General features: G+C 73.2%; 23 protein-coding genes and 1 pseudogene. 16 read left to right on the top strand and 8 right to left on the bottom strand.

The annotated features are described in order from the left end of the window. The first annotated feature begins 44 nt into the window (after positions 1 to 44). From pnuC to OG730_RS31920, 5 genes and pseudogenes are all read left to right on the top strand, one after another. Positions 45 to 653 carry a nicotinamide riboside transporter PnuC gene (pnuC, locus tag OG730_RS31900; RefSeq protein WP_327307473.1) on the top strand — a complete coding sequence of 203 codons (609 nt, stop codon included), beginning with the start codon at positions 45 to 47 and terminating at the stop codon, positions 651 to 653. Next, entirely contained in the window at positions 650 to 1780 is a 1131-nt protein-coding gene (locus OG730_RS31905; protein ID WP_327307474.1) for an AAA family ATPase, read from the top strand. Before pnuC ends, OG730_RS31905 begins: the two co-directional genes overlap by 4 nt. Beyond that, positions 1777 to 2541 (top strand): NUDIX hydrolase, encoded by a 765-nt coding sequence (locus OG730_RS31910; RefSeq protein ID WP_327307475.1) that lies wholly within the window; start codon positions 1777 to 1779, stop codon positions 2539 to 2541. Before OG730_RS31905 ends, OG730_RS31910 begins: the two co-directional genes overlap by 4 nt. Next, a complete protein-coding gene (locus tag OG730_RS31915; RefSeq protein ID WP_327307476.1) occupies positions 2538 to 3587 on the top strand; it encodes an ADP-ribosylglycohydrolase family protein in 1050 nt (349 codons plus the stop codon). The genes OG730_RS31910 and OG730_RS31915 overlap by 4 nt, the downstream gene beginning before the upstream one ends. Positions 3588 to 3602: 15 nt before the next feature. Then, a pseudogene (locus OG730_RS31920) lies at positions 3603 to 3713 on the top strand (nucleotidyltransferase domain-containing protein); the annotation flags it as partial. 131 nt (positions 3714 to 3844) lie between these two features. Here the strand turns inward: OG730_RS31920 and OG730_RS31925 are convergent. The 3 genes from OG730_RS31925 to OG730_RS31935 form a co-directional block, all read right to left on the bottom strand. After that, on the bottom strand, positions 3845 to 4594 hold the full coding sequence (locus OG730_RS31925) for a nucleotidyltransferase domain-containing protein (protein ID WP_327307477.1): 750 nt from the start codon (positions 4592 to 4594) through the stop codon (positions 3845 to 3847). A 28-nt stretch (positions 4595 to 4622) separates the two neighbouring features. Next, entirely contained in the window at positions 4623 to 5099 is a 477-nt protein-coding gene (locus tag OG730_RS31930; protein ID WP_327307478.1) for a Rieske (2Fe-2S) protein, read from the bottom strand. Between the two features lie 83 nt (positions 5100 to 5182). Then, a complete protein-coding gene (locus OG730_RS31935; protein ID WP_327307479.1) occupies positions 5183 to 5524 on the bottom strand; it encodes a DUF952 domain-containing protein in 342 nt (113 codons plus the stop codon). A gap of 136 nt (positions 5525 to 5660) precedes the next feature. Here OG730_RS31935 and OG730_RS31940 point away from each other — a divergent pair, with 136 nt between their 5' ends. The 5 genes from OG730_RS31940 to der all read left to right on the top strand — a co-directional run bounded on the left by OG730_RS31940 (position 5661) and on the right by der (position 10435). Then, on the top strand, positions 5661 to 6107 hold the full coding sequence (locus OG730_RS31940) for a YidB family protein (RefSeq protein WP_327307480.1): 447 nt from the start codon (positions 5661 to 5663) through the stop codon (positions 6105 to 6107). Positions 6108 to 6264: 157 nt separating this feature from the next. After that, a complete protein-coding gene (locus OG730_RS31945; protein WP_327307481.1) occupies positions 6265 to 7353 on the top strand; it encodes a prephenate dehydrogenase in 1089 nt (362 codons plus the stop codon). 197 nt (positions 7354 to 7550) lie between these two features. Beyond that, the gene (cmk, locus tag OG730_RS31950; protein ID WP_327307482.1) at positions 7551 to 8255 is read left to right on the top strand and encodes a (d)CMP kinase; all 705 of its coding nucleotides are present in this window, start codon (positions 7551 to 7553) and stop codon (positions 8253 to 8255) included. After that, the gene (locus OG730_RS31955) at positions 8213 to 8899 is read left to right on the top strand and encodes a lysophospholipid acyltransferase family protein (RefSeq protein WP_327307483.1); all 687 of its coding nucleotides are present in this window, start codon (positions 8213 to 8215) and stop codon (positions 8897 to 8899) included. Before cmk ends, OG730_RS31955 begins: the two co-directional genes overlap by 43 nt. 75 nt (positions 8900 to 8974) lie before the next feature. Then, positions 8975 to 10435, top strand: coding sequence for a ribosome biogenesis GTPase Der (der, locus tag OG730_RS31960; RefSeq protein WP_327307484.1), 1461 nt, complete (start codon positions 8975 to 8977; stop codon positions 10433 to 10435). 25 nt (positions 10436 to 10460) lie between these two features. Here der and OG730_RS31965 read toward each other — a convergent pair whose 3' ends face one another. Both OG730_RS31965 and OG730_RS31970 read right to left on the bottom strand, forming a co-directional pair. Further along, positions 10461 to 10889 carry a hypothetical protein gene (locus OG730_RS31965; protein ID WP_327307485.1) on the bottom strand — a complete coding sequence of 143 codons (429 nt, stop codon included), beginning with the start codon at positions 10887 to 10889 and terminating at the stop codon, positions 10461 to 10463. 253 nt (positions 10890 to 11142) lie between these two features. Continuing rightward, positions 11143 to 11937 (bottom strand): DUF8842 C-terminal domain-containing protein, encoded by a 795-nt coding sequence (locus OG730_RS31970; RefSeq protein WP_327307486.1) that lies wholly within the window; start codon positions 11935 to 11937, stop codon positions 11143 to 11145. A 286-nt stretch (positions 11938 to 12223) separates the two neighbouring features. On the opposite strand from OG730_RS31970, the gene OG730_RS31975 reads away from it, so the two are divergent. Further along, on the top strand, positions 12224 to 12916 hold the full coding sequence (locus OG730_RS31975) for a LysM peptidoglycan-binding domain-containing protein (protein WP_327307487.1): 693 nt from the start codon (positions 12224 to 12226) through the stop codon (positions 12914 to 12916). Positions 12917 to 13035: 119 nt separating this feature from the next. Here the strand turns inward: OG730_RS31975 and OG730_RS31980 are convergent, their stop codons facing one another. After that, the gene (locus OG730_RS31980; RefSeq protein ID WP_327307488.1) at positions 13036 to 14712 is read right to left on the bottom strand and encodes an MFS transporter; all 1677 of its coding nucleotides are present in this window, start codon (positions 14710 to 14712) and stop codon (positions 13036 to 13038) included. A gap of 244 nt (positions 14713 to 14956) precedes the next feature. Here OG730_RS31980 and OG730_RS31985 point away from each other — a divergent pair, with 244 nt between their 5' ends. Beyond that, complete coding sequence (locus OG730_RS31985; RefSeq protein ID WP_442815070.1) at positions 14957 to 16081, top strand: putative hexosyltransferase; 1125 nt, start codon at positions 14957 to 14959, stop codon at positions 16079 to 16081. Between the two features lie 271 nt (positions 16082 to 16352). Continuing rightward, a complete protein-coding gene (locus tag OG730_RS31990; protein ID WP_327307490.1) occupies positions 16353 to 17555 on the top strand; it encodes a phosphatase PAP2 family protein in 1203 nt (400 codons plus the stop codon). Positions 17556 to 17882: 327 nt separating this feature from the next. On the opposite strand, the gene OG730_RS31995 is transcribed toward OG730_RS31990, so the two are convergent. Beyond that, a complete protein-coding gene (locus tag OG730_RS31995) occupies positions 17883 to 18875 on the bottom strand; it encodes a helix-turn-helix transcriptional regulator (protein ID WP_327307491.1) in 993 nt (330 codons plus the stop codon). A gap of 129 nt (positions 18876 to 19004) precedes the next feature. Here OG730_RS31995 and OG730_RS32000 point away from each other — a divergent pair, with 129 nt between their 5' ends. Next, complete coding sequence (locus tag OG730_RS32000) at positions 19005 to 20174, top strand: acyl-CoA dehydrogenase family protein (RefSeq protein WP_327307492.1); 1170 nt, start codon at positions 19005 to 19007, stop codon at positions 20172 to 20174. Positions 20175 to 20240: 66 nt separating this feature from the next. On the opposite strand, the gene OG730_RS32005 is transcribed toward OG730_RS32000, so the two are convergent. Continuing rightward, positions 20241 to 20693, bottom strand: a complete 453-nt coding sequence (locus OG730_RS32005) for a cell division protein SepF (RefSeq protein WP_327307493.1) — start codon at positions 20691 to 20693, stop codon at positions 20241 to 20243. A 283-nt stretch (positions 20694 to 20976) separates the two neighbouring features. Between OG730_RS32005 and OG730_RS32010 the strand changes: the two genes are divergently transcribed. Together OG730_RS32010 and OG730_RS32015 are read left to right on the top strand one after the other, a co-directional pair. Next, a complete protein-coding gene (locus OG730_RS32010; RefSeq protein ID WP_327307494.1) occupies positions 20977 to 22152 on the top strand; it encodes a DUF5685 family protein in 1176 nt (391 codons plus the stop codon). Between the two features lie 376 nt (positions 22153 to 22528). After that, complete coding sequence (locus OG730_RS32015; protein ID WP_327307495.1) at positions 22529 to 23413, top strand: S1 family peptidase; 885 nt, start codon at positions 22529 to 22531, stop codon at positions 23411 to 23413. Positions 23414 to 23984 lie beyond the last annotated feature (571 nt).

A 23984-nucleotide genomic window follows, 5' to 3' on the forward strand; every position in this document is an offset into this window, starting at 1 on the left:
GACCTGTTTATAGTCAGTCTGACTATAAAGGGAGTGGGGGCGTCATGGGGTGGCAGACGAGCTGGACCGAGATCCTCGGGTTCGTCACGGGGGCCGTGTGCGTCTGGCTGGTCGCCCGGCAGCACATCGCCAACTGGCCGATCGGCATCGCGAACAACGTCTTCTTCATCGTGCTCTTCGCCCGGGCGGGCCTCTACGCCGACGCCGGGCTGCAGATCGTCTTCATCGCCCTCGCCGCGTACGGCTGGTGGTCCTGGACCCACGGGGGTGGACCAGGAACCACCACGGCCCTGCCGGTGCGCCGCACCACGGCCGCCGAGTGGACCGTGCTGGCCGCGGCGGTGGCGGTGGCGGTGCTCGGCCTGACCCTGCTGCTGAGCCGGGTCACCGACTCCACGGTCCCGTTCTGGGACGCCCTCACGACGGGGCTCTCGCTCGCGGCCACGTACGGGCAGTGCCGCAAGCTCGTCGAATCCTGGTGGCTGTGGATCGCCGCCGACCTGGTATACATCCCGCTGTACGCCTACAAGGGGCTCTACCTGACCTCCCTGCTCTACGTCGGCTTCCTCGCCCTGTGCGTCGCCGGACTGCTCGGCTGGCGCCGGGCGCTCCCGGCCCGCGGGGCCACGGCGGCGACGGCGGTGACGGCGTGAAGCGCCACGGCCACGGCCTGGTCCTCGGCAAGTTCTATCCGCCGCACGCCGGCCACCACCACCTGGTGCGCACCGCGCAGGACCAGTGCGAGCGGCTGACCGTACTGGTCTGCGCGGCCTCGGTGGAATCCGTACCGCTCGCCGACCGGGTCGCCTGGATGCGCGAGGCGCACCCCGGGGCCGAGGTGGTCGGCGCGGTCGACGACATCCCGGTCGACCTCCACGACCCGGCGGTCTGGGAGGCTCACATGGCGATCTTCCGGGGCGCGGTGCGCCGCCCGGTCGACGCCGTCTTCACCTCCGAGGCCTACGGGAGCGAACTCGCCCGGCGGTTCGGCGCCGAGGAGGTCTGCGTGGACCGGGACCGCACCCTGTTCCCGGTGTCCGGCACGGCCGTACGGGCCGACCCCGTCGGGAACTGGGAGTTCCTGGGGCCCGCCGTACGGGCGGCCCTGACCCGGCGGATCGTCGTACTCGGCGCCGAGTCCACCGGCACGACCACGCTCTCGCGGGCCCTGGCCGAGCACTGGCGGGCACGCGGCGGGGTGTGGGCGAAGACGGGCTGGGTGGCGGAGTACGGGCGCCGGTACAGCGAGGAGCGGCTCGCGGCGGCGCGCGCGGCCGACCCGGCGGCGACCTGGGCCGAAGTGGGCTTCACCCCGGCGGAGTTCCCGGTGATCGCGCGGCGGCAGGACGCGGACGAGGAGCGGGCGGCCCGGCTGGGATCACCGGTGCTCTTCTGCGACACCGACTCCTTCGCCACCGGCATCTGGCACGAGCGGTACACGGGCGCGCGCAGTGCGGAGGTCGAGCGGATCGCCGCCGGGACGCGGCGGGACCTGTACCTGCTCACCGACCACGCGGACGTGCCCTTCGAGGACGACGGGCTGCGCGACGGGGAGGCGCTCCGGCCCTGGATGACCGGGCGGTTCCTGGAGGAGCTGGAACGGACCGGGAAGCGCTTCCTGGTGGTCCGCGGGGACCGGCGCGAGCGGCTCGCGGCGGCGGTGGCGGCCGTGGACGGACTCCTCGCGGAGGGCTGGCGGTTCGCCGATCCGCTGCCGGAGCGGGTGGCCGGGGAGATGCCCGGGCAGGCGGCCGGGCGGACCGGGGCGCGGAGCCGATGAGTGACACCGGACCCGGGGCGGCGCAGGAGTACGACCCGCGCGCCTTCGCACCCTTCGCGGTGACCGTGGACCTCGTCGTCTTCACCGTGCGCGGCGGGACCCTGCACGTGCTGCTGATCCGGCGCGCGCAGGAACCGTACGCGGGCGCCTGGGCGCTCCCCGGCGGCTTCCTCCTGCCGCGGGAGTCCGCGGAGACCGCCGCCCGGCGCGAACTGGCCGAGGAGACCGGCCTGTCGGCGCGGGTGATCGACGCCCTGCACCTGGACCAGCTGCGCACCTACAGCGAACCGGACCGGGACCCCCGCATGCGGGTGGTCTCGGTGGCCTTCACCGCACTCGTCCCCGACCTGCCCGAACCGGAGGCCGGGGGCGGCGGAGACGCGGACCGGGCCCGCTGGGTGCCGGTGCGGGAGGCCTGCGGGCCGGCCTTCGGACTGGCCTTCGACCACGCGGAGATCCTCGCGGACGCCCGCTCCCGCGTGGGCTCGAAGCTGGAGTACAGCTGCCTGGCCACCGCCTTCTGCCCGCCCGAGTTCACCCTCGGCGAGCTCCAGGCCGTCTACGAGACCGTCTGGGACACCGCCCTGGACCGGCCCAACTTCCGCCGCAAGGTCCTGGCCACGCCCGGCTTCGTCGAGGCCGTGCCCGGAGCCGCCCGGCTCACCGGCGGCCGCGGCAAACCGGCCGCGCTCTACCGGCCCGGCCCTGCCGACACCCTGCACCCGCCACTGCTGCGCCCTTCGGAAGGACACCCACGATGACGACGCCGACGACGCCGACGACACCGACCACCGCGAAGACGAAGCGGGCCGCCACCGGCTCCCTGATCGGACTGGCCCTGGGAGACGCCCTGGGCCTTCCGACGGAGTTCAACGACGTGCCCCGGATCCTGGCGAAGACCGGCCCCTGGCGGCAGATGGACCTGCCCCGGCCGGCGATCGTCACGGACGACACCCAGATGACGCTGGCCCTCGCCCGGGGCATACGGACGGCGACGGACCGCGGCCGGGTCGGCCCGCTGCGCCTCGCCCGCCCGGTCCGGGAGGAGTTCGTGGACTGGTACCACTCCCCGGAGAACAACCGGGCCCCGGGCCGTACCTGCCTGAAGGCCTGCAGCCTCCTCGACCACCCCGAGCGGGACTGGCGCGACGCCAGCCAGCTCGGCTCCAAGGGCTGCGGGGCGAACATGCGGGTGGCTCCGGTCGGGCTGGTGCCCGGCTGGACGGAGGAGGAGCGGGCCGGCGCGGCCCAGCTCCAGTCGGCCCTGACCCACGGCCACCCGACGGCACTGGCCGCCTCCGACCTCACGGCGCGGGCGGTGTTCCTGCTGGCGCGGGGCACCGAGGTGACCGGGCTGGTCGGGCAGCTGCGCTCGTACGCCCTCGAGAACCGCACCCGCTACCACGAGCGCTGGCTCGGCGACCTCTGGACGCGGACGGCATCCGACACCTCGGCCGAGTCCTTCATGGCGCGCGGCTGGGACGAGTGCCTGGAGGTCCTGGACCGCCTCGCCGAGGCCCTGCGCAGCCCGTCTCCGGAAACGGACCCCTGCCTGACGACGGGCGAGGGCTGGATCGCCGAGGAGGCCCTGGCCACGGCCCTCCAGTGCTTCCTGCTCTTCCCGGAGGAACCCCTCCTGGCCCTGCGCCGCGCGGCCTGCACGGCGGGGGACTCCGACTCCATCGCCTGCCTGGCCGGCGCCTTCGCCGGCGCCCACCTCGGCGCGGACGTCTGGCCCCGGGACTGGGAGGGACGCATCGAGTACCGCGCGGAACTCCTGTCCTTCGGCGCGCTCTGGGACGCGTGAGCCGTGCTGAACGCGATGGAGATCGACCTGACCGCCGTCGTCGCCGAGCAGCCGGATCCGCTGCTGTTCGCGACGGTCTCCGGCGCCCACCTGTACGGGTTGCCCTCCAAGGCCGCCGGCATCGACGGCGGGCGGGTGGAACGGGACTTCGAGGCCCTGCACGGGGTCCTGGAGGCGGCGCGGGCCGCTTCGCGGCTGCCGGAGCACGCGGACGCCTTCGACGCGCTCGACGAGTTCGTCGTGCGGCGCCGGGTGCGTTAGGCCGTTCCGGTACCGGTTGCCGTCGCCGACGCCCGGCGGGTGCGGAGGAGGAACTCCTCCACCCGGGCGAGGTCCGGGGATTCGGGGAGGGGGGTCGTGGCGAGGGCGGCTTCGGTCTGTTCCTGGAGGAGGGTCATCCACGCGTCGACCTCCTCCCAGGTGAGCTCGCCGCGGCGGACCGCGAGGAGGCGGTCGCGGTAGGGGGTCGCGTCGATCACCAGGCGGCCCGTGCGCAGCAGGTCGCGGCAGGACAGGAGCAGGCGCAGCAGGTGCATGGCGTGCTTCCAGCGCGGGGCGCCGTGGTTGCGGAGGTCGCCGAGGAGTTTGCCGCGCTGGGCGACGGCGTACCGGCTGAAGGTGGTGTGGGCCCGTCGGGAGAGGAACGCGCCGCGGAGCGAGAGGAGTTCCCCGCCGACCGGGGTGAGGTCCTCCACGAGCGGGGAGTGGAGGACCTCCAGGATGTTCGGGTTGGCGCGCAGCGCGAGCTCGCAGAAGCGCTCCAGCTCCCACGAGAACTCCTCGTCCCGGGGCCCCTCCACGTGGGTCGGCGGCTTCTCGAAGCGCCAGAACAGCGGCGTCGGGGCGAGGTAGACACCGCGCCGGTCGGTGTCGCTCGCCTCCGTCGCCAGGCCGAACGCCCTCGAACCGATCACGCACGAGTAGACCGTGTGCTCCCTGACCAGGGTGAGGGCGAGCGGATCGGTCGTCGCTCCGGGCGTCGGTTCGTGCTGGTCGGCCTCGTTCATCCCGCGAGGCTACGGCCGGGGCCGTCGGCTAGGCGAGCGAGATTTCGCCCGCCGGGGAGACGGTGATCTTCTTTTCCTCCAGCGGCCTGGTGGCCGGGCCCTTGGCCACCGCGCCGTCCGTGTCCTTGAACTTGCTGCCGTGGCACGGGCAGTCGATGGTGCCGGCCTCCACCTTGTTGACGAGGCAGCCCGAGTGCGTGCACACCGCCGTGAAGCAGCGGAAGTTGCCCGCCGTCGGCTGGGTGACGACCAGCTTCTCGCCCTTGAGGACCGTGCCGCCGCCGACCGGCACCTCCGAGGACTTGACCAGGGCCTTGGATTCCCCGGCCGGAGCCGAGGCGGGGGCGGAGGCGGACGCGGAGTTCTGCGCCGTGGGGGCGCTGCCGCCCTCGGACGAAGGCTTGGTCTCGTCGGCTCCGCCGCACGCGGTCAGCACGCCGCCCGCCAGGACGCTCGCGCCGGCCGCCAGTACGGTGCGCCGGGCGGCGCGGGTGGGGTCGCTCATGACTTCTCCTCGGGTGATCGCCGGGATGGCGAGAGGCATCCTGGCGCGTGACGGGCCTCAGCGACACCCCGCCACGCTTTGACTCAGCCCTCCGGCGGCCACGGAACGAGCTCCGCGGCGGCGCCGGGGGCGCGTACCACCTCCCACACGCGCACCACGGCGTCCCGGTTCAACGGTCCGTGGACGTGCGGGTAGCGCAGGCCCGCTTCACCCTCCCGGCGGACCTCGGAGGTCAGTGCGCGCTCGTCGAGTTCCACGGCGAGCAGGGTCCCCCGTACGTCCGCGTAGTGCGCGGCGGCGATCGCGAGCACCGTCTCCGGGTCCGCCGAACCGTGCACGAAACCCTCGGAGTCGAGGGAGGCCGGGGCGTACGGGCGTCCGGGGTCGGCGGTCCAGTCGGCGAGCGGTACGAGATGGAAGATCATGCCGATCGTTCTACCGCAGTCGGTGCGCGGCTCTGCGCCAAGTGGCAGACGTGGCCGGATTGGGTGACATTGTCCGTATCTCGAAGCCGGGTACGCCGCATTCCGCGCGCCCGGTCCCTCTTCGAAAGGCATCACCATGGCGGGCAATGACCTCGGCTCCCTCCTCGGCGGCCTCCTCGGCGGCAGCGGCGGACAGGGCGGCAGCGGCGGCGGCAACATCCTCGGCTCCCTCCTCGGCGCCCTGATGGGCGGCGGAGGTGGGGCCGGCGGCGCCCAGGCTGCCGGAGGCGCGGGGAACAACCCGCTCGGCGGGCTGCTGGACATGCTGACCAAGTCGGGTCTGACCGACCAGGCGCAGTCCTGGGTCGGCACCGGCGAGAACCAGCCGGTCAGCGGCCCGGAGATCGCCAAGGCCCTGCCGGACGAGACCCTGGCCAAGGTCGCCGAGCAGGCGGGCGTCACCCCCGAGGCGGCCGCCGACCAGATCGCGCAGGCGCTCCCGCAGGCCGTGGACAAGCTGACCCCGCAGGGCTCGGTGCCGACCGGCTCGCTGGAGGACATCATCAAGCAGCAGAACCTCTGAGCGAGCCTCCGAGCGCCCCGGTCCCTCCGGGCGCGGTTCCCGAGGGCCCGGCGTCCCGTCCCAGCGGACGGGACGCCGGGCCCTCGAGGCGTTCCCGCTGGCTACCCTGAGGCAGGCACCGCACCGCCGCCTCACCCCTGTACCCCTGGAGCACCCCGTGAGAACCGCCGTCGTCATCGGAACCGGACTGATCGGCACCTCCGCTGCGCTCGCCCTGGCCGCCCGCGGCATCGCCGTCCACCTGTCCGACCGCGACCAGGGGCAGGCCCGTACCGCCGCCGCGCTGGGCGCGGGCACGGAGGAGCCCTACCAGGGCAAGGCCGACCTCGCGGTCATCGCCGTACCGCCCGCCCACGTGGCCGCCGCCCTCGCCGACGCCATAGGCCGGGACCTGGCCCGCGCCTACGTGGACGTGGCCAGCGTCAAGGGCGGACCGCGCCGGGAGCTGGACGCGCTCGGCGTGGACACCCGGGCGTACATCGGCACCCACCCGATGGCGGGCAAGGAGCAGTCCGGACCGCTCGCCGCCTCCGCCGACCTCTTCGAGGGCCGGCCCTGGGTGCTGACGCCGACCCGGGAGACCGACCACGAGGTGCTCAACCTGGCGCTGGAACTGGTGGCGCTGTGCCGGGCCGTCCCGGTGGTCATGGACGCCGACGCGCACGACCGGGCCGTCGCGCTTGTCTCCCACACCCCGCAGCTCGTCTCCAGCATGGTCGCGGCCCGGCTGGAGGAGGCCGACGAGACCGCGGTGCGCCTGTGCGGTCAGGGCATCCGTGACGTGACCCGGATCGCCGCCTCCGACCCGCGGATGTGGGTGGAGATCCTCTCGGCCAACCCGGGACCCGTGGCGGACGTGCTCGCCGGGATCGCCGCCGACCTGGAGGAGACCGTGGAGGCCCTGCGGGGCCTGCAGTCGGCCGACGAGGCCAAGCGCCGGGACGGGGCGGCCGGCATCGAGGACGTACTGCGCCGCGGCAACGCCGGCCGGGTCCGGGTCCCGGGCAAGCACGGGGCCGCGCCGACGGTCTACGAGACCGTGGCCGTCCTCATCTCCGACCAGCCGGGCGAGCTCGCCCGGATCTTCGCCGACGCCGGCCGGGCCGGGGTCAACATCGAGGACGTGCGCATCGAGCACGCGACCGGGCAGCAGGCCGGTCTGGTCCAGCTGATGGTCGAACCCCGCGCCGTGGCCGGACTCCAGGCCGAGCTGCGCGAGCGCGGCTGGGCGCTGCGCCAGCCGTAGCGCCTCCGGGGCGGGCCCCGGCGGGCCCGGGACCCGCCTCGCGCCCGCCCCGGGCCCGGTCCCGGACCCGCTCGGGCCCGTCCCCGGGCGGCCCTGCCGCCGCCCCGGCGGGCGGCGGCGAAAAGCCCGGTAACCTGGAGGAGGGGCGCTATTGGCGCGCCCGGACACGTACGCGCAACCAGGAAGGTGCCCGCACCGTGGAAACCGCAGCTCCGACCGCCGTGATCGTCGCCATCGACGGTCCCTCCGGCACGGGCAAGTCCAGCACTTCCAAGGCCGTGGCCGCCAAGCTCGGGCTGCGCTACCTGGACACCGGTGCCCAGTACCGGGCCATCACCTGGTGGATGATCACCAACGGCATCGACATCGAGGACCCGCAGGCGATCGCCCTGGCGGCGGGCAAGCCCGTCATCGTGTCCGGCACCGATCCGTCCGCCCCCACGATCACCGTCGACGGCCAGGACGCCTCCGGCCCGATCCGGACCCAGGAGGTCACCTCCAAGGTCAGCGCCGTGAGCGCCGTCCCCGAGGTGCGCGCCCTGATCACCGAGCTGCAGCGCTCCATCGCCGCCGAGGCGGCCGACGAGGCCGAGGGCATCGTCGTGGAGGGCCGTGACATCGGCACCACCGTGCTGCCCGACGCCGACCTGAAGATCTTCCTCACCGCTTCCGCCGAGGCCCGCGCGGCCCGCCGCAGCGGAGAGCTGCGGGGCAAGGAGGCCGCGGACCTCGCGGCCACCAAGGAAGCGCTGATCAAGCGCGACGCGGCCGACTCCGGCCGCAAGACCTCCCCGCTGGCCAAGGCCGGCGACGCGGTCGAGGTGGACACCACCGAGCTGACGCTCGACAGGGTGATCGAATGCGTGGTCACCCTCGTGGAAGAGAAGCGGGGCCGCGCGTGAGCGATACGCCCTCCCTCAAGGGTGCGGCGGTCGGCCGGAGGATCGGCATCGGTCTCATGTACGGCCTCTGGAAGCCGCGCGTGCTGGGGGCCTGGAAGGTCCCCGCCACCGGCCCCGTCATCCTGGCCGTGAACCACTCGCACATCATCGACGGCCCCATGCTCATGGGCACCGCACCCCGGCCGCTGCACTTCCTGATCAAGAAGGAGGCGTACGTCGGTCCGCTCGGCCCGTTCCTCGAAGGGATCGGGCAGGTCAAGGTGGACCGCTCCGGGACCGACCGGAGCGCCGTCAGCCGTGCGCTGGGCGTACTGGAGAACGGCGGGGCGCTGGGGATCTTCCCCGAGGGCACCCGGGGCGAAGGAGACTTCGCCTCGCTGCGCGCGGGCCTCGCGTACTTCGCGGTCCGGGCCGGCGCACCCATCGTGCCGGTCGCCGTCTTCGCGAGCACCGAGCGGCGCAGCCGGGTCGTCAAGGCCCTGCCGCCGCTGAAGAGCAGGGTGGACATCGTCTTCGGCGATGCCTTCGACGCCGGGGACGGCAGTGGCCGCCGCACCCGTACCGCGCTGGACCAGGCCACCGTACGCATCCAGGACCGGCTGACCGCCCACCTGGCCGACGCCAAGCGCCTCACCGGGCGCTGAGCGAGACTTGACCTAGTAGTGGAACCGCGCTGCGCGGGCCCCACCGATCACCACGAACGACGAGGAACGGACTTCATGAACGACCAGCAAGACCACGGAGCACTTGGCGATGCCGAGTACGCGGAGTTCATGGAGCTCGCCGCGGAAGAGGGCTTCGACATCGAGGACGTCGAGGGCGCTCTCCAGGAAGCCGGCCACGGCCCGCTCCCGGTCCTCGCCGTCGTCGGCCGCCCGAACGTCGGCAAGTCGACCCTGGTGAACCGGATCATCGGCCGCCGCGAGGCGGTCGTCGAGGACAAGCCCGGCGTCACCCGCGACCGCGTCACCTACGAGGCCGAGTGGGCCGGCCGCCGCTTCAAGGTCGTCGACACCGGCGGCTGGGAGCAGGACGTCCTCGGCATCGACGCCTCCGTCGCCGCCCAGGCCGAGTACGCCATCGAGGCCTGCGACGCGGTCGTCTTCGTCGTGGACGCCAAGGTCGGCGCCACCGACACCGACGAGGCCGTCGTCCGCCTGCTGCGCAAGGCCGGCAAGCCCGTCGTCCTGTGCGCCAACAAGGTCGACGGCCAGAGCGGCGAGTCCGACGCGGCCTCGCTGTGGTCCCTGGGCCTCGGCTACCCGCACCCGGTCTCCTCCCTGCACGGCCGCGGCACCGGCGACATGCTCGACGCCGTCCTGGAGGCCCTGCCCGAGGCCCCCGAGCAGACCTTCGGCACCGCCGTCGGCGGTCCGCGCCGGATCGCGCTCATCGGCCGCCCGAACGTCGGCAAGTCCTCCCTCCTGAACAAGGTGGCCAAGGAGGACCGCGTCGTCGTCAACGAGATGGCCGGCACCACCCGCGACCCGGTCGACGAGCTGATCCAGCTCGGCGGGGTCACCTGGAAGTTCATCGACACCGCGGGCATCCGCAAGAAGGTCCACCTCCAGCAGGGCGCCGACTACTACGCCTCGCTGCGTACGGCCGCCGCGGTGGAGAAGGCGGAGGTCGCGGTCATCCTGATCGACACGACCGAGCAGATCTCCGTCCAGGACCAGCGCATCATCACCATGGCCGTCGAGGCGGGCCGCGCGATCGTGATCGCGTACAACAAGTGGGACAACCTCGACGAGGAGCGCCGCTACTACCTCGAGCGCGAGATCGAGACCGAGATGCAGCAGGTCGCCTGGGCGCCCCGGGTGAACGTCTCGGCGCTCACCGGCCGCCACATGGAGAAGCTGGTCCCGGCCATCGAGACCGCGCTCGCCGGCTGGGAGATGCGCATCCCGACCGGCCGTCTGAACGCCTTCCTCGGCGAGGTCGTCGCCGCCCACCCGCACCCGATCCGGGGCGGCAAGCAGCCGCGCATCCTGTTCGGCACGCAGGCGGGCAGCAAGCCGCCGCGGTTCGTCCTCTTCGCCTCGGGCTTCCTGGAGCACGGCTACCGCCGCTTCATCGAGCGCCGCCTGCGCGAGGAGTTCGGCTTCGAGGGGACCCCGATCCACATCTCGGTCCGCGTCCGCGAGAAGCGCGGTGCCCTGCACAAGCGCAAGATGTAATGGCAGTTCGGTAGGGCCGCCGGGGCTAGTAGCCCCGGCGCGGAGCGGGCGGCAGGGCCGCCGGGATGTGCTGCATCCCGGTCTGGTGCTGCCGCCCGCTCGCGTATCCGGCTCCGGCGTACGAGTACTGCGGCTGCGGGGCGGGGGAGGGCTGCCAGGCGTCCGCCTGCTGCCCGGCGTGCTGTCCCGCCGGCTGCCATGAGGAACCGTTCCAGCCGCTCCCGTAGGAGCTCGCGGAGCCCGTCGTGGACCCGCTGCCGTACGCGCCCGCGCCGCTGCCGTACGCGCCGCTGTAGGGGCCCCCGTACGAGAACGCCGTGAAGCCGAGGTCCTCCTCGCCCGTGCGGTCGCCGGGCAGGGCCCGGAAGGCGCGCAGGTACTCCGAGTACAGCGTGTCGTAGATGGGCGTGTGCGAGGCGGTCGGAGAGCTCCCCAGCTCCCGTACGGGGCGCATCGGGGGGACGCTGCTCGGATAGGACGGGGCGCGGGAGACATCGTAGGAATGCACGTATCAGCCAACGAAACCGGCGCCCCACGGATGCGGGGTCGCGGGGCGGAAAACGCAGATCGCCGGGGGTGCGCGGGACGGACCGCGCACCCCCGGCGCACACCGCCCGGCCCCCTGGGCGGGGGTCGGACGGCCGTTTTCGGGGACGAGAAGACAGAGCGGGGGCGGGCGGGCGGGGGAGCCCCGGGATTCCGGGTGCTCAGGCGCCCGGGGTGCCCGCCAGCGGCATCGAGGCGGCGACCAGCTTGCCGTTGCGGGCGGCCTTGTCCAGGGCGTCGCGCAGCAGGTCCTCGCGGGGCTGCTGGCCGATGGTGCCGACCGGAGCGGCGTACACCAGGACGCGCTGCGTCTTGTTGACGGCGGCCCGCCAGCCGTCGGTGACCGACAGCGGCCGGTGCGCCTGCCACCAGGCGATCTGACCGGGCTGGAGCACGGAGTGCAGCTGGCCGGCGGCGAGCAGGATCGACCAGCCGCTCAGGGCCTGCGGGACCTCTTCGGTGTCGGTCATCGGGATGAAGCCCTGCTCGATGAGGAGCGGGAGGAAGTCGTCGCCGGGGCCGGTGGTGCCGGGGCGTGCGATGGGCGCGGTCGGCTCCACCACGAGGGCCGGGTGCAGCTCCCCGTTGATCAGGATCAGGCCGCTGGTGATGCCGAGGACGGCCTGGCCGCCGGGCACGGACTGCGGTACGTCGCCGGCGGGGGCCGCCGGGGCGGGGCTGTCGCCGGTGATGGAGCGGACGGCGCCCTGGAGGTCCGCCTCGGGTACGGAGACGACCTGCGAGGGGATGCAGCCGGCGTGGGCGAAGGCCAGGACGGCCGTCTCGTCGCCGACGAACAGCACGGTGCTGGTCTGCTCGCGCTCGGAGTCTCCGGGGGTGCGGCAGGACGTGCAGTCGTAACTGCCCGGGGACCCGTCGCCCGCGAGCAGCCGCTCGGCCTCCTCGTCGCCGATCTCGGCACGTACCTCATCACTGACTTCGAGCATGCGCGGCACGGGGTGGCTCCTCGGACTAGGCGTGCGGTGCCGGGGGGTTCCGGCTCGCCGGGCTCAACGGGGGAGTGGCGGCCGGGGTCACGCCGTTTGAGGGAACGGAATCGAACCGGACCCCCGAAGGAGTGAACGGTCCGACCGGGCCGTTGTTTTGGTGCCAACTCTTTTTTGGTTGTGCGCAGTTGATGGCCGGTGCTGGCCGTTTCGCCGGTGGGCCGAGCGGGTGGGGGCGCGCGGGGCCCGGTGTGGCGGGCGCGGGGGGTGGTACGGGGCTGCGTAGCGTGACCCGATGCGCAACTTCGGGGTTCCGGGTGGGGTGGGCGCGGCGGCGCTTGTGCTGGTCGTGCTCGCGTCGGCTTCTGCATCGGCATCGGCAGCGGGGGCGATCTCGGCGGTCGCTGCGCCGCCCCCGCCCGTGCCGGGGGCGCCCGGCCGGGCGGTGGACTGCGGGCCCGGCGGGCAGTGGCCCTGGGACTGCGTGGCCGACTGCGAGAGCGGGGGCCGCTGGGCGGTGAACACGGGGAACGGCTTCTACGGCGGACTGCAGTTCTGGCAGCCGACGTGGGAGGAGCACGGGGGGCTGGCCTTCGCACCGAGGGCGGACCTCGCCAGCCGGGAGCAGCAGATCCGGGTGGGGGAGGAACTGCTGGGGAGCCAGGGCTGGGAGGCGTGGCCCGTGTGCGCGAAGCGGTACGGGCTGGCGGGGCGGATGCACGTGGTGCGCGGCGGGGACACGCTGGTGGGGATCGCGCGGAGGCATCGGGTGCGGGGTGGGTGGCAGGCGCTCTACGCGGCGAACCGGGGGGTGGTCGGGCCGCGGCCCGGGGTGCTGCGGATCGGCATGCTGTTGGCTCTGCCGCCTGTGGGGGAGGAGGCGCCCGCGGGCGTGGCACCTCCGGCCGTGCCGGCCGTGCCGCCTCCGGTGTCGTCGGCTGCGCCGTCCCGGCCCGTGCCGTCTGTGAGTCCCGGCCCGGTGCGCTAGCGGGCGGCGGGTGCGGGTGGGTGGGCCCTGCGGGGCGAAGTCCCCTACCCGCCCTTCCGCCGTTCCCCGGGGCTCTGCCCCGGACCCCGGTCCTCAAGCGCCGGACGGCTGGATTCGCGTCAGGCAGGGTGGCCGAGGGCTGGGTCGTGGTCGGGGAGGGGCTGGGTCGGGATGCGGGGGGTGGGGGCGTCGGGGGTTTGCTGGGCGGGGAGGCGTACCGGCTCCGGGTCCGCGCACTCCATCGTGCGCGGGAGCTTCAGGGCCATCAGGGCGCCCGCCAGGAGCAGGGCCGCGCTCACCAAGAGGGTGACGTGCAGGCCGTGGACGAAGGAGTGGCGGGCCGCCGCGAACAGGGATTCGCCCGCCGGGCCGCCGAGGCGGGCCGCGATCTGGTAGGCCTCGCCCAGGGAGTGCGAGGCGCCGGTGGAGTCGGCGGCGGAGACACCCGGAACCGAGGCCAGACCCGGTGCGTAGGCCGCGTTCATCACGCTGCCCAGCAGTGCGATGCCCATGCCCGCGCCGAGCTGGTAGGAGGTCTCGCCGATCGAGGCGGCGCCGCCGGCCGTCGCGGCCGGAGCCTCGCTCAGCATGGACTCGTAGGCCGCGAAGAGGGTGGTCTGGAGGCCGAAGCCGAGGAGGACGAAGCCGACCGTGAGCAGGACCGGCCGGTCGTGCTGGCCCATGAAGGTCAGGAGGAGCACCGCCCCGGCGGTCAGCACGAAGCCCAGCGAGACCATCCTGCGCGGTCCGGTCCGGGACAGCGTGTACGAGCCGGTCGCGCCCGCGGCCATCGCCGCGAAGGTGAGCGGCAGCAGGCGCAGCCCGGTTTCCAGGGGGCTCAGGTGCAGCACGAGCTGGAGGTACTGGACGGCGATCAGCTCCAGGCCGACCAGCGCCAGCATGGCCAGCACGATGCAGCCCACGGAGGTGGTGAAGGCCGGCCGGGAGAACATCCGCATGTCGATCAGCGGGTGCGCACGGCGCTTCTGGCGCCGGACGAAGAGGACGAGCAGCCCGGCCCCGATCAGGAGGGGAAGCAGTGCCTGCGGGTCGACGAGCTGGCGCTCCGCGCCGAGCCGCTTGACGCCGAGGACCGCGCCGAGCACGCCGCCGGCGGCCATGAGCGCGCCGAGCACGTCCCAGGGCCCGTCGCAGGACCCCTTGGACTCCGGCAGCAGCCAGCGTCCCAGCGGCAGGAGCATGATCATGAGCGGGATGTTGATGAGGAAGACCGAGCCCCACCAGAAGTGCTGGACCAGGAAGCCGCCGAGGACGGGACCGCTGGCGGCGCCGACGGCCGCCACGGCCGTCCAGATGCCGATGGCGAGGGCCCGCTCGCGCCGGTCGGGGAAGACCTGGCGCAGGATCGACAGGGTGGCCGGCATGATCATCGCGCCGCCGACGCCCAGCAGGGCGCGGGCGGCGATCAGGACCTGGGCGTTGTCGGCGAGGGCGGCCAGGGCCGAGGCCGCGCCGAAGAGCCCGTAGCCGAGGAGCAGGACGCGGCGGCGGCCCACGCGGTCACCGAGGGTGCCGAAGAGGATGAGGAGGGCGGCGCAGACCAGCGGGTAGGCGTCGACGATCCAGAGGAGCTCCATCGGGCCGGGACGGAGGTCCTCGGTGACGGAGGGAACGGCCACGTGCAGGATCGTCGCGTCGAGCGCCACGAGCACCAGGCTCACGCAGAGGACCGCGAGCACGGCCCAGCGGTTGGCCCCGCCGGAGGCCGCGCCGAGTCGCCGCAGTCGCTGCCAGGGGGAAGGGTTCCTGTCGCCGGTCACGTTCGTCCCCGACATGCATGTACCTCCCAGGTGATCCCTCGCACTCGGCGGACCAGCGTCTTTTCGGGGCCACGGATGGGGAGGGTGGCATCCTGCGGGGTCCGGCGTCGACATGCGAGTGAAGAGTCAGCGTACGCGAGTTCGGCTCTCCGACACGTGGTCAAGCTCTCATAGCGCCGCCGGCCGCGCTGTGGTGTGCGCCACTCGTCCCACCTCGGCCGTTCCTGTCCGGGCGCGACCGCCCCGGACCTCGATAATCATGCCCGTGAAGGATCTTGGATTTCGCCGGGCCGCGCCCGCTCTGACCGTGTTCGTGGCGGTCCGGCTGCTCGGGCTCACCGTGCTCGCGGTGTGGGGGGCGGTGGCCGGCAGCAGTCCGCACACCTTGCTCTCGGCCCGCTGGGACTCCCTCTGGTACGCCCGCATCGCCGCCGAGGGGTACGGGTACGAGGTGGCGCTCCCCAACGGCGACGTCCACTCCAACCTGGCCTTCTTCCCGCTGCTGCCCTGGCTGGAGCGGCTGGTCTCGGCCGTCACCGGGCTCGGCCACGGATCCGCCGGCCTGGTGGTGTCGGCGCTCGCCGGGCTCGCCGCGGCCTGGGGGATCTTCGCCGTCGCCGAGTCGGTCCACGGCCGCCGGGCCGGGGTGTTCGCCGTCGGGGTCTGGGCCGCGCTGCCCGTCGGGATCGTGCAGTCGATGGCGTACAGCGAGTCGCTGTTCACCGCGCTGGCCGTCTGGAGCCTCTACGGGGTCCTGCGCGGGCACTGGCTCACCGCCGGCCTCCTCGCGGCCGGTGCGGGGCTGACCCGGCCGGTCGGAGCCGCGGTCGTCGCGGCGGTGTGGGTGGCCGCCGCCCTGGCCCTGCGCGGCGGGGAGCGCTCCTGGCGGCCGGTGGCGGGGGCGCTGCTGGCCCCGCTCGGCGCGGCGGCGTACGTGCTGTGGGTGGGCGCGCGGACCGGCGGCGGCCTGACCGGGTACCTCGACGTGCAGGGCGGCTGGGGCAACGGCTTCGACGGCGGCCTGACGTTCGCCCGGTTCATCGGGGCGCGGCTGGCCGCCCCGGGCTTCCCCTCCCTGCTCGCCGGGGTCGGGCTGATCGCCGGGGTGGCGCTGGTGCTGTGGCTGTACGCGCTCTGCGTGCGCCGCCGACAGCCGGTGCCGCTGCTGGTGTACGCGGGGATCGTGGTGGCGCTGGCCCTGTGCGCCTCCGGGTACTTCGGCTCCAAGCCCCGGCTGCTGCTGCCGGCCTTCCCGCTGGTGTTCCCTCCGGCGGTGGCGCTGGCCCGGTGGCGGGCGGGCCGGGCGGCCGCGGTACTGGCCGTGGCGGCCGCCGCGTCGGCCGCGTACGGGGCCTTCTGGCTGAACGGTTCGGGGCCGCCGTGAGGCGCGGGGCGGGCCGGGCCGGAGGGTCCCGATGACCCATGATCACGGAATGGACCATTCCGATCCATCTTTGGGCAAAGCAATTGAGCGGGCGTGATAAACGCGGCCTAAGTATGCGAGGAAAAGACCGGAGGAAGGGCCCTTCCCCGCTCCAACCAAAGGCCGAATGCGGGGAATTAAGTCCCGTGTGAGAGCAACTCCACATCACATGGTCATCACAAAGCCCGCGATTCGACCGGGCCGCCCATCGGCGCGCGGTAACGTCGATTGAGTGCGTACCGACCAAATCCTGCCCAGACTGGAGCGGGTGTTCGCCCGGCTGGACCGGGAACCAGAGCGACCGGCTCATCTGCAAACACCGCGGATGAGCCGGCACCGCGTCGTGCTCCTCGGGTCGACCCTCGGCATCTACCTCGCCATCGTCGTCGCGGTCCTGACCACTTCCTGGCTCGTCCGCCTCGACTGGCAGATCATGTTCTTCCGGCCGTACGAGCAGTGGCCGCAGCTCCACGCCTTCCTCGACTACCTCGTCGTCCTGGGTCAGCGCGGCCCCACCGCGGTCATGGTCGCCGCGTGGCTCGGCTGGCGGTCCTGGCGGCAGCACACCCTCCGCCCGCTGATCACCCTCGGCGTGGCGCTGCTGCTGCTCAACATCACCGTGGGCGCCGTCAAGCTCGGCCTGGGCCGGCTCGGTCCGCACTACGCCACCGAGATCGGCTCCGCCGAGCTCTTCGCGGGCGGCGATATATTTCCTTCCGGCCACACCGCCAACGCCGTGGTGACCTGGGGAATCCTGGCCTACCTGGCTTCCACGGGGGTCACCCGCCGGGTGCTCTCCCTGGTCTCGGCCGTGGTCTCCCTGAGCGTCGGCGCGACCACCGTCTACCTCGGCACCCACTGGGTCAGCGACGTCCTGCTCGGCTGGCTCGCCGGCCTGCTCGTGCTGCTGGCGCTGCCGTGGTTCGAGCCGCTCATCGCCTGGGTCGAGGCCTACGTCTTCGACGTGCGGGCGAGGCTGCGCAGCCTCGTGGAGGCCGGGCAGGTGCCCGAGGCCCTCACCGGGGTGCTCGTCCCGCTGCTCTCGGCCGGAGGCAAGTGGCAGCTCCAGCGGACCGTCGGGGAACCGTCCGAGCGGCAGCCGGCGGGCGTGCCCGGCGCGGCCGTGCCGGGTGCCGCGGCCGTGCGGCCCGTGCAGCCCGTACAGCCCGTCGTCCTGCGGCAGCCGGAGCCGGAGCCGGCCGAGCCGGTCCAGGTTCCGGTTCCGGCCTCGGCGGGCGGCGCGGCCCCCGCTTCCGCTTCCGTGCCGGGCGGGGCGCACCAGCCGGCCGCCCGGCCCGCCGCCCACCTCTCCGCCCGTCCGCACCTGATCCGTTCCGAGCGGACCCCGCTCACCCCGGCCGGCAGCCGCCGCCCGGCCCACGCGGAACGCGCCCCGGCACGCGGCGCGGCGCCCCGCCCGGCCGCCGGCGGCTGAGCCGGACGGTACGCACCCCCTCCGCTCGCACGTCCACGGCGGGCCCCGGTTCGAGGACCGGGGCCCGCCGCGGCGCGTCCGGGGCGGACTGCGGCCCTTTCGCGGCCGGACCCGGCCGCGAAAGGGCCGGAGCGTCAGCGTCGCGCCCGGACGTTCCTCCATACCGGGTCACGCTTGGGTCACGGATTGTCGACAGTCTCCCACGGCTGAGTTCGTCTGGACCTTTTATCTGCGGTCCCGCGACACGCCCGAGGAGAATTCTGTTTCGAATTCATCCGGAACTCCCCGGAATTGTGGCCGGAGTGCACTCGGGGCCCCTCTGCTTCCTTACAACTCCTTCACTTCTCCGGCCGCTTCGCGCGGTTCCAGAGACCTGCCGAGCCGATCTCGAGCGGCCCGGATCCGGTCCGTCAGCTCGGCCGGTTCGACGACCTCGAACTCACACCCGATCAGCATGACGTGAATCACCAGGACATCGAGGTTGACCGCCCCGGTGCGCAGGATGCAGCTCTGGTAGTCGAGCGGCTCCAGGGTCCCGTCGGCCGGCCCGATGATCCGCGCGGCCTCCTGCTCGGGCACGCGCAGCTTGAGGACCGCGCGGGCCGCGTACACCCGCTGGGAGATGCCCCGGGAGACGTACGCCGCGAGGTCCCCGGCGGGCGGCGGGCGCGGGGTGAAGCGCGGTCCGTGCGGGGGCCTGGGCTCGATCCGGTCCACCCGGAAGGTCCGCCAGTCCTCCCGGTCCAGGTCCCAGGCCACGAGGTACCAGCGGCGCTCGCTGCACACCAGCCGGTGCGGCTCCACGGTCCTGCGGGTGGCCGTGCCCCCGTGGTCCCGGTAGTCGAAGCGCAGCCGCTCGGTGTCGCGGCAGACGCCGGCCAGCTCGGTCAGCACGGAGGGGTCGATCGTGGACGCGCCCGCCCCGCGGAGCATGGGGACGGTGAACCGGTTCAGCGCGGACACCCGGGCCCGCAGCCGGGACGGCAGCACCTGCTCCAGCTTCGCCAGCGCCCGTACGGAGGCCTCGCCGATGCCCTCCACGCCGTTCCCGGCGGCGGTCCGCAGGCCGACCGCCACGGCCACGGCCTCGTCGTCGTCGAGCAGCAGCGGCGGCAGTTCGGCCCCGGCCCCCAGCTGGTACCCGCCGCCGGTGCCCGGACTGGCGTTCACGGGGTACCCGAGCTCCCGCAGCCGGTCCACGTCCCGGCGCACGGTCCGCGGGGTCACGCCGAGCCGGCCCGCCAGGTCGGCCCCGGTCCATTCCCGGTGGGCCTGCAACAGGGACAACAGGCGCAGCAGTCGCGCGGAGGTATCGAGCATGCCCGCAGTCTGCCCGCAGGAACCGGGGAAACCCGACGGGGGTCACACCGGAAGCGGGTGGACCGCGGACCGGCGGACCGACAAACTTGCGGCGCTAGGTTTTGTGATCCCGGCCTGCCAGGAGGCGCAGTGTCCTTCGTTCCCACCGACCCGCTCGGGCTCGACGAACTCCTCACGCCCGAGGACCTCGCCATCCGGGACACCGTCCGCGGCTGGGCCGCGGACCGGGTCCTGCCGCACATCGCCGAGTGGTACGAGAACGGCGAGCTGCCCGGGATCCGGGAGATCGCCAAGGAGCTCGGCGCCCTCGGCGCCCTCGGGATGTCGCTCCAGGGGTACGGCTGCGCGGGCGCGAGCGCCGTCCAGTACGGCCTCGCCTGTCTGGAACTGGAGGCCGCCGACTCCGGGATCCGCTCGCTGGTCTCCGTACAGGGCTCCCTCGCGATGTACGCGATCTGGAAGTACGGCTCCGAGGAGCAGAAGCGGCGGTGGCTGCCCGGCATGGCGGCCGGCGAGCTCATCGGCTGCTTCGGGCTGACCGAGCCGGACGTGGGTTCGGACCCCGGCGCGATGCGCACGCACGCCAAGCGGGACGGTTCGGACTGGGTGCTGAACGGCCGCAAGATGTGGATCACCAACGGCTCGGTGGCCGCCGTGGCCGTCGTCTGGGCGCAGACCGAGGAGGGGATCCGCGGGTTCGCCGTCCCCACGGACAGCGCCGGCTTCTCCGCCCCGGAGATCAAGCACAAGTGGTCCCTGCGCGCCTCGGTGACCAGCGAGCTGGTCATGGACGAGGTACGGCTGCCCGCCGACGCGGTGCTTCCGGGCGTCACCGGGCTCAAGGGGCCGCTCGGCTGTCTCAGCCACGCTCGGTACGGGATCGTCTGGGGGGCCATGGGCGCGGCGCGCGCCAGCTTCGAGTCGGCGCTGGACTACGCGAAGACGCGCGAGCAGTTCGGCAGGCCCATCGGCGGCTTCCAGCTCACGCAGGCCAAGCTCGCGGACATGGCGCTGGAGCTCCACAAGGGGATCCTGCTCGCCCACCACCTGGGGCGGCGGATGGACGCGGGGACCCTGCGCCCGGAGCAGATCAGCTTCGGCAAGCTCAACAACGTCCGCGAGGCCATCGACATCTGCCGCACCGCGCGGACGATCCTCGGTGCCAACGGGATCTCCCTCGAATACCCCGTCATGAGGCACGCCACCAACCTCGAATCGGTCCTCACCTACGAGGGCACCGTCGAGATGCACCAGCTCGTGCTGGGCAAGGCGCTCACCGGGCTCGACGCCTTCCGCTAGGCCGGAGTGCGGCCACTGGATGCCGGGAGGGCCGGAAGGAGCCCGAGGCGGCCGGTGAAGCCCTGCTCAGCTCTGGTTGAAGAAGTCGCGCGAGCGGCCGCCGGACTCGCCGCTCACGATCTGGGTGTCGGCCGGGGTCAGCAGGAAGACCCTGGTCGCCACCCGCTCGATCGAACCGCGCAGACCGAAGGTCAGACCGGCCGCGAAGTCGACCACGCGCTTCGCGTCGCCCGGGTCCATCGAGGAGAGGTTCACGATGACCGGGACACCGTCGCGGAACAGCTCGCCGATGCCGCGGGCGTCGCGGAAGCCGTCCGGGGTGACCGTCGCGATGCGGCGGCCCTCCTCGACGGCGGACTCCGAGGCCACCTTGACGCGCGGGTCGGTGACCCACTGCTCGCCGGGGCCGACCACCGAACCCCCCTGCGGGGCCTCCGCGTAGTCGTCGTCGTAGTAACGCTCGTCGTCGCTGTCCTCTACGAGACCCAGCCAGGCACTCGCCTTGCGCACCGAACCCATGGACGCCTCCTTTCATCGCGGTCAGTTCTGTCTTGTCTTCCGCGTTCCTATCGTCGTCCATGATGCTGACAACGCGCCAAGTGGATAGTCGCCGCGCAGGGGTTTCGTGACGGTACTGGTGCAGAACATCCGTTGCACCGTCAAGGATCCGGGCGGCTACCGCTGCTGACTGAGTGAAAATACGACCGGCGCCGCCGTACGGGTGACTGACGGGGGCGTACGGGTGACGGCCGGTCTCGCTACCATGCCCGTCAGTACGCGTATGACACACGGGGGAATCGTTTTGTTCGGCATTGTCAGACCCTGCACGCACCGCCTCGGGGAACGGTTCAAGACGGAGTGGATGGCCCATCTCTGCGGGCTGTGCCTGGCACTTCGGGGGGACCACGGCCAGTTCGCGAGGATCGTGACCAACTACGACGGGCTGCTCGTCTCCGTTCTGACGGAGGCTCAGTCGGGTCCCGCCCCGGGCTCCCGGCGCACCGCAGGTCCCTGTCCACTGCGCGGGATGCGCAGCGCGGCCGTGGCCAACGGCGAGGGGGCGCGGCTCGCCGCCGCCGTCTCGCTGGTCCTGGCCTCCGCGAAGGTGCGCGACCACGTGGCCGACCGGGACGGCCTGTTGGCCCGCGCCCCGATCGCCCTCGCCGCGCGCCGGGTGGCCCGCGGCTGGGACCGGGCGGGCGCCCGCACCGGCGCCTCGCTCGGCTTCGACACGGCCGTGCTCGTCGACGCCGTGGACCGGCAGGCGGGCATCGAGACCCTGGCCGGAGCCGGCACGCCGGTGCTCGTGGTGACCGAGCCGACCGAGACCGCCACGGCCGCCGCCTTCGCCCATACCGCGACCCTCGCCGGGCGGCCAGGCAACGCTCCCGCGCTCGCCGAGGCGGGACGCTACTTCGGACGGCTCGCGCACCTGCTGGACGCCGTCGAGGACCAGACGGCGGACGCGGCGGCGGGGGCCTGGAACCCGCTGACCGCCACCGGGACCTCCCGTACCGAGGCGCGCAGGCTGTGCGACGACGCGCTGCGGGGCATCCGGCTGGCACTGCGGGAGGTGGAGTTCGCCGACGCGGGGCTCGCCCACCGGCTGCTCGTGCACGAGCTGCGCACCTCGGTGGACCGGGCCTTCGGGACCGCGAACTGTTCCCATACCGCCCACACGGGGACGGACCGGATGGAACGGGCGGACCGGGCGCTCGAGGGCTCCTTCGGTCCGCCCCCGGTGGACTTCGGCCCCCCGCCGGCGCCTCCGCGCAAGCCGCGCCGGGACCTGCTGCCGGGCTGCGCGGTGGCCCTGGGGCTGTTCTGCACCTGCCAGCTGTGCTGCACGGACCACGAGGGCCCGTGGTCCCGCGAGAAGAAGGACGCGTGGTGCAACGACTGCGACTGCGGGGGATGTGACTGTGGCGGCGACTGTGGCTGCGGGGACTGCTGCTGCTGTCCCTGCGACGGCTGCTGAGGACGTTCCCGCTCCGCTTCGGCTCCGGCTCGGTGACGGATTGGTTCCGGTTTGGCGCGGACGTGGCCCGGCCCCTCGCATCGGTGATTCGGTGGGGCGATTTCCAGCCGTTCCCGGAGCCGGTGGACGGGGGGCGGTGGCAAGGCCTGGTCTGCGGCAAGGGAGTATGTCGGTCGAGTCGGTCGGACGTAAGCGGACAGTGGCTGGAATCAGCTCTTGCCGGGCGGGTCTGACGGCGGAAATTCTTCGATAGCATTTACGGGGTTTGTCAGGGGCACGGCGAACGGCGATATGCCGGTCGCGGTTCCTGACAGCCCGCACAAGCCCGGGCACTGCACCTGCCCCCGGGCTTCGATTCCCTTCGGGAGGACAATAAGTGACGATCAAGCGCAACTTCCGTTCCCGGCTCTTCGCCGTGGCCGCCGGTCTGACCGCCGTGGCCACCCTCGCGGTTCCCGCGTCGGCGTCCGAGGCCCCGAGCGGCGGCAGCGTCAACGCCGAGCGCCTCGCCGCGGTGGAGGCCTCGCTCCTGCGGGCCGACGTCGCCGGCACCGCCTGGGGCACGGACCCCGCCACGGGGACCCTCGTGGTCACCGCGGACTCCACCGTCTCGGACGCGAACATAGCGAAGATCAAGAAGGAGGCCGGGGCGAGCGCCTCGGCGGTGCGCATCGAGCGGACCCACGGCAAGCTGTCGAAGCTCATCACCGGCGGCTCCGGCATCTGGACCTCGCAGTGGCGCTGCTCCCTCGGCTTCAACGTGCGCCGGGGCACCACGTACTACCTGCTGACCGCGGGCCACTGCACCGACGGTGCGGGCACCTGGTACGCCAACTCCACCGGCTCCACCAAGATCGGTGCGACCGCGGGCAGCAGCTTCCCGACGAACGACTACGGGATCGTGCGCTACGACAACAAGTCCCTGTCGCACAAGGGCATGGTCGGTAGCCAGGACATCTCCAGCGCCGCCAGCGCCACCGTGGGCATGGCCGCCAAGCGTCGCGGCAACACCACCGGTATCCACAGCGGCAAGGTGACCGGCCTGAACTACACCGTGAACTACGGCAACGGTGAGATCGTCTACGGTCTGATCCGGACCAACATCTGCGCCGAGCCCGGCGACAGCGGCGGCCCGCTCTACTCGGGTACCCGCGCGCTCGGCCTCACCTCCGGCGGTAGCGGCAACTGCACCTCGGGTGGAACGACTTACTTCCAGCCCGTGAAGGAAGCCCTCTCCCGCTGGAACGTCAGCGTCTACTAGGCCCTAGGAGCCCGGGCCCCAGGGTCCGGGCGCCAGGTCCGTTCGGCGCGTGAGCACGACACCGCCCCGGATGTCCTCCCCCTGTGGGGAGGATGTCCGGGGCATCCGTGTTTCCGGCCGCGTGCGGAGGCGTGCGGCCGCGTCCGGAGGCGTGCGGACGCGGCCGGAGGGTCGGGGACGTGTCCGGGCGCGGACGCCGACAGGTCCGGACGGCGTACCGTCCGGTTTCCGGCCGGGCCCGCGTGGAAGGGGTGAGCGGCATGAGCGCTGACGCAGACGACACCGACGGAATCGGCGGGTCCGGGAGGACCCCGGGGCTCGCCGGCTACCCGGAAGGTCGAATTCCGGCCGTTCCGGGATTCTGGCGGGCCGGCGCCGGAGGGGACGGGGCGGTGCGGGTGTTCGACCCGGCCGCACCTGGCGGCGCGGGGCGTTCGGCTCGCGCCGGGGGTCGCGGCGGACCCCGCCCTCCGGGATGGCGGCGGGCCGGAGGCGGCTGAAAGGCGCCCTTGCTAGCGGTATCCGACACCAGGAGACTCCCGTCAGCGTCTCTCGGGGCTTGTCAGGGGCA

This window comes from Streptomyces sp. NBC_01298, assembly GCF_035978755.1.
In the GTDB taxonomy this organism is placed as follows: Bacteria; Actinomycetota; Actinomycetes; order Streptomycetales; family Streptomycetaceae; genus Streptomyces.

Excerpts from the sequence above, each read along its gene's own strand:
- der (WP_327307484.1), top strand. The coding sequence starts at position 8,975 with ATGAACGACCAGCAAGACCACGGAGCACTTGGCGATGCCGAGTACGCG.
- OG730_RS31930 (WP_327307478.1), bottom strand. The coding sequence starts at position 5,099 with ATGAGCGACCCCACCCGCGCCGCCCGGCGCACCGTACTGGCGGCCGGC.
- OG730_RS31965 (WP_327307485.1), bottom strand. The coding sequence starts at position 10,889 with ATGCGCCCCGTACGGGAGCTGGGGAGCTCTCCGACCGCCTCGCACACG.
- OG730_RS31955 (WP_327307483.1), top strand. The coding sequence starts at position 8,213 with ATGCGTGGTCACCCTCGTGGAAGAGAAGCGGGGCCGCGCGTGAGCGAT.
- OG730_RS31975 (WP_327307487.1), top strand. The coding sequence starts at position 12,224 with ATGCGCAACTTCGGGGTTCCGGGTGGGGTGGGCGCGGCGGCGCTTGTG.
- OG730_RS31925 (WP_327307477.1), bottom strand. The coding sequence starts at position 4,594 with ATGAACGAGGCCGACCAGCACGAACCGACGCCCGGAGCGACGACCGAT.
- OG730_RS31980 (WP_327307488.1), bottom strand. The coding sequence starts at position 14,712 with ATGTCGGGGACGAACGTGACCGGCGACAGGAACCCTTCCCCCTGGCAG.
- OG730_RS31985 (WP_442815070.1), top strand. The coding sequence starts at position 14,957 with ATGCCCGTGAAGGATCTTGGATTTCGCCGGGCCGCGCCCGCTCTGACC.
- OG730_RS31935 (WP_327307479.1), bottom strand. The coding sequence starts at position 5,524 with ATGATCTTCCATCTCGTACCGCTCGCCGACTGGACCGCCGACCCCGGA.
- OG730_RS31995 (WP_327307491.1), bottom strand. The coding sequence starts at position 18,875 with ATGCTCGATACCTCCGCGCGACTGCTGCGCCTGTTGTCCCTGTTGCAG.
- OG730_RS31910 (WP_327307475.1), top strand. The coding sequence starts at position 1,777 with ATGAGTGACACCGGACCCGGGGCGGCGCAGGAGTACGACCCGCGCGCC.
- pnuC (WP_327307473.1), top strand. The coding sequence starts at position 45 with ATGGGGTGGCAGACGAGCTGGACCGAGATCCTCGGGTTCGTCACGGGG.
- OG730_RS32005 (WP_327307493.1), bottom strand. The coding sequence starts at position 20,693 with ATGGGTTCGGTGCGCAAGGCGAGTGCCTGGCTGGGTCTCGTAGAGGAC.
- OG730_RS31915 (WP_327307476.1), top strand. The coding sequence starts at position 2,538 with ATGACGACGCCGACGACGCCGACGACACCGACCACCGCGAAGACGAAG.
- OG730_RS31940 (WP_327307480.1), top strand. The coding sequence starts at position 5,661 with ATGGCGGGCAATGACCTCGGCTCCCTCCTCGGCGGCCTCCTCGGCGGC.